This window comes from Pseudomonas cavernicola, from assembly GCF_003596405.1.
In the GTDB taxonomy this organism is placed as follows: domain Bacteria; phylum Pseudomonadota; class Gammaproteobacteria; order Pseudomonadales; family Pseudomonadaceae; genus Aquipseudomonas; species Aquipseudomonas cavernicola.
The window spans coordinates 2,902,015-2,911,021 of the sequence record NZ_QYUR01000002.1 but is presented as its reverse complement, the minus strand read 5'-3'; the positions used below and the strand labels follow the sequence as shown (position 1 = coordinate 2,911,021).

Annotated in this window: 10 protein-coding genes and 1 tRNA gene; 1 reads left to right on the top strand and 10 read right to left on the bottom strand. The window is 61.5% G+C overall.

Annotation, left to right across the window (positions count from 1 at the left end):
- Positions 1 to 49: 49 nt before the first annotated feature.
- From D3879_RS13835 to D3879_RS13790, 10 genes are all read right to left on the bottom strand, one after another.
- Positions 50 to 406, bottom strand: coding sequence for a hypothetical protein (locus tag D3879_RS13835; RefSeq protein ID WP_119954785.1), 357 nt, complete (start codon positions 404 to 406; stop codon positions 50 to 52).
- A gap of 169 nt (positions 407 to 575) precedes the next feature.
- Positions 576 to 818 (bottom strand): DUF2933 domain-containing protein, encoded by a 243-nt coding sequence (locus D3879_RS13830; RefSeq protein ID WP_119954784.1) that lies wholly within the window; start codon positions 816 to 818, stop codon positions 576 to 578.
- A 16-nt stretch (positions 819 to 834) separates the two neighbouring features.
- Positions 835 to 1,227, bottom strand: coding sequence for a MerR family DNA-binding protein (locus tag D3879_RS13825; protein ID WP_119954783.1), 393 nt, complete (start codon positions 1,225 to 1,227; stop codon positions 835 to 837).
- A gap of 29 nt (positions 1,228 to 1,256) precedes the next feature.
- Entirely contained in the window at positions 1,257 to 3,686 is a 2,430-nt protein-coding gene (locus D3879_RS13820; protein ID WP_119954782.1) for a heavy metal translocating P-type ATPase, read from the bottom strand.
- Between the two features lie 307 nt (positions 3,687 to 3,993).
- Positions 3,994 to 4,836 carry a sterol desaturase family protein gene (locus D3879_RS13815; RefSeq protein ID WP_119954781.1) on the bottom strand — a complete coding sequence of 281 codons (843 nt, stop codon included), beginning with the start codon at positions 4,834 to 4,836 and terminating at the stop codon, positions 3,994 to 3,996.
- A gap of 95 nt (positions 4,837 to 4,931) precedes the next feature.
- Complete coding sequence (locus tag D3879_RS13810) at positions 4,932 to 5,675, bottom strand: cytochrome c biogenesis CcdA family protein (RefSeq protein ID WP_119954780.1); 744 nt, start codon at positions 5,673 to 5,675, stop codon at positions 4,932 to 4,934.
- Positions 5,676 to 5,681: 6 nt separating this feature from the next.
- Entirely contained in the window at positions 5,682 to 6,266 is a 585-nt protein-coding gene (locus D3879_RS13805) for a TlpA family protein disulfide reductase (protein WP_119954779.1), read from the bottom strand.
- A gap of 171 nt (positions 6,267 to 6,437) precedes the next feature.
- On the bottom strand, positions 6,438 to 6,938 hold the full coding sequence (locus tag D3879_RS13800) for a hypothetical protein (RefSeq protein ID WP_119954778.1): 501 nt from the start codon (positions 6,936 to 6,938) through the stop codon (positions 6,438 to 6,440).
- A gap of 126 nt (positions 6,939 to 7,064) precedes the next feature.
- Positions 7,065 to 7,138 (bottom strand) — tRNA-Gly (locus D3879_RS13795).
- A gap of 99 nt (positions 7,139 to 7,237) precedes the next feature.
- A complete protein-coding gene (locus tag D3879_RS13790; protein ID WP_119954777.1) occupies positions 7,238 to 8,122 on the bottom strand; it encodes an alpha/beta fold hydrolase in 885 nt (294 codons plus the stop codon).
- 471 nt (positions 8,123 to 8,593) lie between these two features.
- Here D3879_RS13790 and D3879_RS13785 point away from each other — a divergent pair, with 471 nt between their 5' ends.
- Positions 8,594 to 8,965, top strand: coding sequence for a hypothetical protein (locus tag D3879_RS13785; RefSeq protein WP_420800912.1), 372 nt, complete (start codon positions 8,594 to 8,596; stop codon positions 8,963 to 8,965).
- The last annotated feature ends 42 nt before the right edge of the window (positions 8,966 to 9,007 follow it).

The window sequence follows — 9,007 nt, the reverse complement described above, 5'->3', positions numbered from 1 at the left end:
AGGCCAGCCATCCCGCTGCTGCGGGATGGCATTCAGTTTGGTACAGGAATCAAACGCGGGGAGGTCGCCATACCCCGGAAGGGGCCTGGACAGGCAGGAAGTCGCTGGAGAGGGACAGCACGAGGGGACTAGACAAGCGGTTGGCAGGCTTCACGAACGACACCTGCAGCAAACTGCCGCTCTTGCATTCCTGGCCGGGCTTGCAGGGTTTGCCGTGATCGGAGGGACTGCCCATATCCTGGCAGCAGTCCTGCCCCGCATCCGTACTGGTTTCAGGCGCCATCTTCGCCATGCCCGCAGTTTTCATCGGGCAAGGCTCTGCCTGCACCTGAATGCCCGCCATCCCGCTGAGGGGAAGCGCCAGGCTAATCAGGAAAACGAGGCAAAGTCGCAGATAGCGTTTCATGCGGGGGAGTCTAGCCGCTGGAAACGGGCCGTACAATTACTGATCCGTAAGGAAGAACCCGTATGGATGTGTTCGTGGATCAAGCGGTTGTCCTCGCCTCAAGCAAATGCAGGTATAGAAGTGCGCCTCTGCCCTCAGTCAGCTTATGGGTCATGAAAGCAGTTCCAGATCACGGTGTGTCGTTGGGGTTGCGCTCGACTGGTTTTACCTTCTGTGTGTCGTCGGCAGCGGGTGCATCCTTGTGCATGCCGCGCATGCAAAACACCATCATTAGCGGACACAGCAGCAACAGCAAGACCGGCGCGGCTGTCACGATCCACGCTTGAAAAGCCGGGAACAAGACATACGCAGCCGCCAGGATAATGACAGCACCGATGCCCAGCCGAATCATTGTGGATTTATCGCAAGTCATGATGCTCTCCTTTCAGTCAGGTAGTGGGGGGGCGGTCATCCAGCAATGGCCCAACTGGGTACCCCATGTCATCGCAATGATCGGCCAGGCACGACAGGGCCTCGCGCATGGCCTGCAGCAAGGCGATACGGGCATTCAATGCCTCGAGGTAGCCTCGGGCGATGGCCTCAACCTCGTCGTCGGAACGAGCTCGATCCCGCCACAACGCCAGCAAGGTACGAACCTGCTCGACCGAGAAGCCCAGATCCCGCGCATGGTGAATGAAACGCAAAACCTGTACGTCTTGCTCGCGGTAGACGCGATAGCCAGCCTGCGTGCGCCGTGAGGACGAGATCAGGTCAATACGCTCGTAATAACGGATCATCTTGGCGGACAAACCGCTTTCGCTTGCCGCTACGCCGATGTTCATTTGCTCCTCCCGCTCGGTGCGCCACCGAGTCAGTCCAGCTCTCGCTGTGCCGGCTGCCAACGTTTCAGCAGCAAGGCGTAAGTGACCACTGAGACGCTGGACAACGCCATCGCCGCGCCGGCCACCACCGGATTCAACAGTCCCATCGCCGCCAGCGGAATGCCGACCAGGTTGTAGACGAAGGCCCAGAACAGGCTCTTCAGAATCCGCCCGTAGGTTTGGCGGGACAGTGCCAACGCATCCGCCACCAACGCCGGATCGCCGCGCATCAGGGTGATGCCGGCGGTGTGCATGGCCACGTCGGTGCCGGTCGACATGGCGATGCCGACGTCGGCCGCCGCCAGTGCCGGCGCATCGTTGATGCCGTCACCGACCATCGCCACTACCGCGCCATCAGCCTTCAGCGCTTGCACCACGGCGGCCTTATCGCCCGGCAGCACCTCGGCGCGCACCTCGTCGAGGCCGAGCAGTCTGGCCACGCTAGCGGCCGCACCATGGTTGTCGCCGGTGATCATCACGGTGCGGATACCCAGTTTGTGCAAGCGCGCCACAGCCTGCCGTGCGGAAGGCTTCAGCACATCGCCGAAGGCGATCAGGCCCAACAACTGCGGCTGCTCGGACAGGTCGGCAAGCCAGGACACGCTATTGCCGGCCTGGGCCAGCGCCGCCGCGCAAGCCGCGAGCGGCGACAGATCGACGCCGAGTTCCTGCATCAACCGCGTGCTGCCCAGACGCAGATCGCAGCCTGCGACCGAGGCCGCCAGGCCGCGTCCCGGCAGCGCCGTGACCCTGGATGCCGGTAATAAGGTCGCGCCCTCTTGCTGGGCTCTGTCCAGAAGTGCCTGCGCCAGCGGGTGCTCGCTGCCGACCTGCGCCGATGCGGCGAGTTGCAGCAAGCGCATGCTATTGCCATCCGCCGCCTCCAGCGCCGTCACTTGGGGTTTGCCCAGTGTCAGCGTGCCGGTCTTGTCGAAGGCCACTACGCTCACCCGGTGCGCGATCTCCAAGGCTTCCGCATCCTTGATCAGAATGCCGTAGCGCGCGCCGACCCCGGTACCGGCCATGATCACGGTCGGTGTGGCGAGGCCCAGCGCACAGGGGCAGGCGATCACCAACACCGCCACCGCGTTGATCAGCGGGCCAGCCACCTCGCCGGTCAGCCACCAGCCGATCAGCAGGGTCATGGCCGCGACCACCAGTACCACCGGTACGAAGACGGCGCTGACCCGATCCACCAAACGCTGGATCGGCGCCTTGGCCGCCTGGGCGTTTTCGACCAGCCGGATGATCCGGGCCAGGGTGCTTTCCGCGCCGACCGCTGTGGTCACGATCAGTAGCAAACCTTCGCCATTGATCGCGCCACCGGTCACCGGGTCGCCTTCACCTTTCGCCACCGGCAGGCTCTCGCCGGTCAGCAGCGACTCGTCGAGATGGCTGCGCCCTTCGTGCACCACGCCGTCCGCCGGCACCTGCTCGCCCGGCCGCACCGCCACCAGGTCACCGACGATCAGTGAGCTCGCCGGCACCTCGTACTCCACCCCGTCGCGCCGGACGCGGGCAGTGTCCGGTCGTAGCGCCTGCAGCGCACGAATGGCGTCTCCCGTGTGGCGCTTGGCGCGCGCTTCCAGCCACTTACCGAGCAAGACCAGGGTAATGACTACCGCGGAAGCCTCGAAATAGAGGTGCGGGACGCCGGGACCGGCATGCGTCGCCAGCAAGTAGGCCGACAGCCCGTAGCCCGCACTGGTGCCGAGCGCCACCAACAGGTCCATATTGCCGCTGCCGACGCGCAAGGCCCTCCAGCCGGCCCGATAGAAACGCGCGCCCAGCCAGAACTGCACAGGTGTGGCCAGTAGCAGCTGCACCCAGCCTGGCAGGCTCCACTGCGTCCCCAACAACGCGGCGAGCATCTGCACCACCAGCGGCAAGGACAGCGCGGCGGCCACAGCCACCGGCCACCAGTCGCGGTGCGACGGCGCGGAGACAGCCACTTCCGTAGCCGGGACGCGAGCCTCGTAGCCGGCGGCCGCTACCGCCTGGATCAGCGCCGCCAGCGATACCACGCCGGACACCACCCGGACCCGGGCCGCCTCGCTGGCCAGATTCACCGTGGCCGACAGCACACCCGGCACCTTCAGCAGGGCCTTTTCGACGCGCCCGACGCACGAGGCGCAGGTCATACCGCTGATGGCCAAGTCCAGTTCGTCTTCCTTCACACGATAGCCCGCGCCCACTATCGCCTGGAGCAGGGGCGCCAGCGCGACATCGGCATCCACTTCGACCGTGGCCGCTTCGCTGATCAAGTTGACGCTGGCGGTGGCAACGCCCGGCACCTGGGTCAATGCCTTCTCGACACGTGCCACGCAGGACGCGCAGGTCATGCCGGCTACGCCGAACGTCCATTGCTGGACTGAACCGGCGGGCAGGGCGGCAGTGGAAGTGGGGAGCGCGCTGGTCATCATCAACCTCCGGAAATAGCTCTCTAGCGCAAGGGTGGACCTTGTCATTGGGGCAAGGTCAAGCGATCACGCAACTGCTGGGCGAGTCCGCACCGCCCTGGTCGAGCGAAGTGGGAGCCTGCTGATTCACGTAGGGCAAGAGATGATGGGCTACGAGGGCAAGCTGACAAGACCGTGGTGTATCGCGGAAGCGGCGGCGACGAAGACCTCGCGGCCTGCATTGCCGAGCCAAGTACAGGCGAGAAATTTCGCTACGAAAAGGCGATACCCGCAATAAGCAGCAGAGTGGGGAAGAGGCGGTGCCGATTCACTTCTTGTCCTCCTCGCGATTGATGGGATAGTCGTTTGCCGTGCCGAGCAAGGGCTGAATCAACATCCGGTCGAGCCAGAGATCACGGGTGCTGCGGAACTGTTCGATGCCGATGGACATGCCCTCGTGGCCTTCCTGCGGCTGGGCACGGTAGGTTCCAAACAGTCGGTCCCACCAAGGCAGGTTGAAGCCGAAATTGCTGTTGGTCTCTTTCGGGTGGATGGAATGGTGGACGCGGTGCATGTCCGGCGTGACGACGATCCAGCGCAAGACGCGATCCAGCCCGAGCGGAATGCGTACGTTGCTGTGGTTGAACATCGAAGTTGCATTCAACAGAGCCTCGAAGACAAGCACCGCCATGGCGGGCGGTCCGAGCGAGACGACCACGGCGAACTTGATGCCCATCGAGAGCAGGATCTCGATGGGGTGAAAGCGCAACCCCGTCGTGAAATCGAACTCCAGGTCGGCATGATGCATTCGGTGCAGCCGCCAGAGGGCGGGGACCGCATGGAACATCACATGCTGAAGATAAATCGCGAGATCGAGCGACAGTAGCGAAACCAGTAAGGCGAGCCCGGCAGGCGGCTCGAACAGGTTAAGTAGGCCCCAGCCACGCTCCTCAGCAAGCAACGCAAGACCGACCGCAGCGACGGGAAAGGTAAGGCGGACAAGGATCGTGTCGATCACGACCACGCCGAGGTTGTTGGTCCAGCGCAGCAAGCGGGGAATTTCCCGCCGCCGCCGGGGCGCCGCCACCTCCCATGCCGCCAACGTGACAAGAATGCCGAGAAACAAGCTGATGCGGATAAGCGGCTCGTTCTCAAGCAACAGTTCTGACATGCCCTTTCCTTCGTTATCGCTGAGCTATAGCGCGTGGTCGTCGGCCATGAACGTTGTTTGGCCTATTTCCATGAAAGCATGATCCGCGATCACAGCTAGCCGATCCTACCCAGCACCGGAAACACTTCCAAAAGCCAATAAGCGAAGGCCGAAAGTTGGCCGGTTACCATGGTCACTCCCATGAGGATCAGGATGACACCGGAGCCAATATGAATCATCCGGCTCCAGCGGCGAAGCCGCTTCATGTGGGCCAGGAAATGGTTGGTGAACAGGGCGGTCAACAGGAACGGCATCCCCAGGCCCAGCGAGTAGACGGACAGCAGGGCGATGCCGTTGACGCCGGTGGCGCCGCTGGAGGCGCTCACCGTCAAGATGCTGCCCAGGATGGGGCCGATGCAGGGCGTCCACCCGAAGGCGAAAGCCATGCCCAGGACGTAAGCGGTCAATGGGCCGCCCGTGGATTTGAGCCGGTGGACGAAGCGCACGTCCAAATGCAGCCAACGTGGGTTGATCAGGCCGGTCATGAACAGTCCGAATGCGATCACGATCAGTCCGCCGATCAGGTTCGTTTCCTGCCGATAGGCGAGTAGCAGCCGGCTGATGGCGGTGGCGCTGGCCCCCAACGCGATGAACACCGACGCGAAGCCGAGTACGAAGCTCAGGCTCATGCCGATCACGGCGAGCCGCTCCCGCCGGCTTTCCAAGGCCTGCAGCTCGTCCACCGAGCGGCCCGCGATGTAAGACAGATAGCCAGGCACCAGCGGCAGCACGCAGGGCGACAGGAACGAGACCATCCCGGCGGCAAAGGCGCTCAGGATGCCGATGTTACTCAGACTCATCGCCGACTAATTCCTCTGGGCTGAAGCGATGACCTCGCGCAGGTACTCGATGACCTCCGGGCTGTCCCATTCGGCAGCACCGAGCTTGCGACCCACCTCCCGGCCCTGGCGATCCAACAGCAAGGTGATCGGCAGGCCGAACGCGTTGAGGCTCTGGATCGCTTGGGCGCTGTCGTCGATATAGAGCTTGAGGTGCTGAATGCCGATCTCGCGGTAGAAGTCCCGCACGACCTCCGTTCCGGCGTCATCGATGGAAAGAGCCAGCACCTGAAAGTCGGCGCCGCCCAGCTGCGCCTGCAGCCGATCCAGGGTCGGCATCTCCTGGCGGCATGGGCCACACCAGGTTGCCCAGACGTTGAGCAGTACCACCTTGCCCTTGAAGTCGGTCAGGGTGTGCGGCGAGCCCTCGCCATCGACGAATTTGACTTCCGGCACCGGTTTCGGCTCGGGCCAGATAGTCAAACCGGCACGGGTGCTGGTCTCGGCGGCCTGCTCGGCTCCCTGGCTGCCGGCCTGCAGGACGAGGGTAATAAGACCGGTAATTACTAGTCTCAGAATCCAGGTTAGGTCTAAGCGCTTAAAATGCCCCATAGACCTTGAGCTCACAGCGCTGCGACTGAAGCAATACATAGTACATCTTGAACGACTCCCGCTTTGACCCGCCATGACCCTAATGCCGGCCGGTATGCGGGGGTCAGATGCTCGCCAGGTGATTGTCCAGGAAGCGTGGCTTCTAAGGAAGGATAGCAGCGTAGATCAAGGTCAGCGGCTCTGACAGGAGCTGTAAAAAGCAGAGGGCAGGCCAGAGATCAAACATGAAAAAATCATTCTCTCGAAACGCTTGAAGTCGAGCAGGTCGAGCAGGTCGAGCTTTTGAGCGACGCTGGCACCTGCCAGGGCAAGGGTGTATTCACCTGACGCGGAATCGGTATAGAGCGCGGTTGAAACCCGCTCGATCAGCGCCAGGCGTTCGAAGCCCTGTTCCAGCGAGGTCGTGCCCAACTCCAGCGGAGAGATCAAGGAGCCCAGCGGGGTGCGCATGTTCGCCATCACGCGCTGGTGCTGTTGATAGAGCTGCTCCAGGGCCCGCAGCAGGAAGTCGGCGCCGAGACCGCGCTCGGCCATCAGGCGCGGCAAATCGTCGAAGGTCAGATTCAGTTGGCGGGCGACATCACAGGCGATTTCGTAGTTCTGGCCGAGCGGCCAGCGCAGCTGTTTGGGGAGCGTGGGTCCTTCACCAAGGCTTGGGCAGGGTGCGGACATGCTGAAAACCGCTGTCGCGGCTGAAGATTAGATGGGGGATTTTGGCGGTGCGTCGTGATTGCTACGTTGCGATTTCTCCCATATCTGCCGTAAAAGCCGCGTGCTAGAGCGGTTTCAGCTGTGACATGGAGCGGGCGAAGGGAATCGAACCCTCGTCATGAGCTTGGGAAGCTCAGGTAATGCCATTATACGACGCCCGCTTTTGCGGGGGCCTTTGTACCAGAAGTCGCGCGGGAAATGAAGCCTGCACCGAACGCAAATTTCTGCGAGTCGGTGCAGCTACAGCTGTTTGGCCACCCTCAAACTGCAATCGCCGTGGTCTCGGCAAGCCGTAGCCGGCGTTGCTGGTGCCCGTTTGGCGAGGCTTGCAGGAAACCCAGCAGTGCCTGCTGCGACTGCAGCCAGGCGCCTTTGTGTTCCATATCGAGAAAATGCCCGGCGTTGCTGATGGTGCTGAATTGGCAATCGTTAACGTGCTGGGCGAACAACCGCGCATCTGCTGGGCTGGTGTACTCGTCGTGCTCTCCATTGACGAACAGCAGTGGAATCTCGATGCCGGCGAGGCAGGTCATGTGGCAGTGGTCGTCGAGTTTCAGCACCTGATGGACATGGGCGTGCATCTGCCGATACTCGTGCTCGTCGAGGTTGCTGATATGGCGATGGTTGTAGCGTTTGAACAAGGACGGCAGGTGCTTGCCGATGGTGCTGTTGACCAGCTGGCCCATGTTCTCGCGATCCACGGCATGCAGATAGCCCAGGCCTTTCTCCAGGTAGTCCAGCATTGGTGCGTTGAGCAGTGGCGAGAAGGAGCTGATCACTGCCTTCTCGATCCGTGCCGGGCACTGTGCCAGAGCGAGTAAGGAGGCGACTCCGCCCCAGGAAAAGGACAGCAGGTAATCGACGTGAAAATGTTCGATCAACTCCAGCAGAATTTCGGCTTCATCTTCCTTGCTGATCGGTTGCTTGTGGCTGTTGTGCGGCTTTGACTGGCCGGCATACGGCTGGTCGTAGAGCACCACATTGAACTGCGGTTGCAGGTATTTGATGGTCTGCGCGAATGAGGCTGTGGTCGCCAGCGAGCCATTGACCAGGATGATGGTCTTGCGAGCGGCTGGGCAAGCGTAGAACTCGGTGTGAACGTTGTATTGGCTGTGAACCTTAACGACAGCGGTTTCTGGCCTCATGTCGTTTTCCTCCTGGCGCAGGTAAGACAAGGTAAGCGGCAGGACCGTTTACCGGGCTATGTATGGCAGTCAGATAAGCGCCTGGACATGACAAACGGATGTCAGGCTGGAGGATTTTATAAGTTATTTATTTTCAAGCAGTTAGGATCGAACAGGACGGCAATTCCCAGCGCTTTTGAGGGCGGGGAGCAGCGTCTTTGAACCAGGCAGGAATCCACTATGCGCAGAGCGCAAGCAACCGCAGAAACGCTTAGATGGTCTTTGTGACTCATTGGTCACAGGTTGACCTTATGGTTTGCATTTAAGCAGTAAGTCTAGGGGCTGGCAAGCGTGATAAAGCCTTTTCTCATAACCATTCGTGGATAAAGCCGGCGTTATCTCCCATGCGTATTAAACTTTCCAAGGATTGCAAGGAAGTCACGGCGTGCCGTGCGCATTTGCGAATGAAGGTTTCTAGCAGGCGAGTGCGACATGATGCTGGATTTTCCTCTGGCGACTGTTAACCCTCTCCGACGGCGCAGCTGGCTCAGGCACTTCGACAATCGTATCGGTTTGTCGTACGAAGAGGCCGAGCGTCTGGCGTTGTTGCCGGTGCATCCGCTGCCGGTGGTTGAACGGCTCTTGGCCGACCGTCCCGATCGCCCCTGTAAGGCTGCGAAAACCCTTCCCGAGTCGGTGAGGATTCTCAGCGTCATGGCTCGTGACGACCATATCGATGGGGAGCTGTTCCGGCTATTTCTCAGCTCAGGCGTGTATCGCGAGTACGGCGAAAAATTCCTCCGCCCGGAACAGCCCGACGCGGTGGATATCCAGCCCTATCTGGATGCGCTGGACGCTCGCTAACAGGTCGTTGAAAAGGGAACGGGTGCGGCCCTAGTCGTCGCT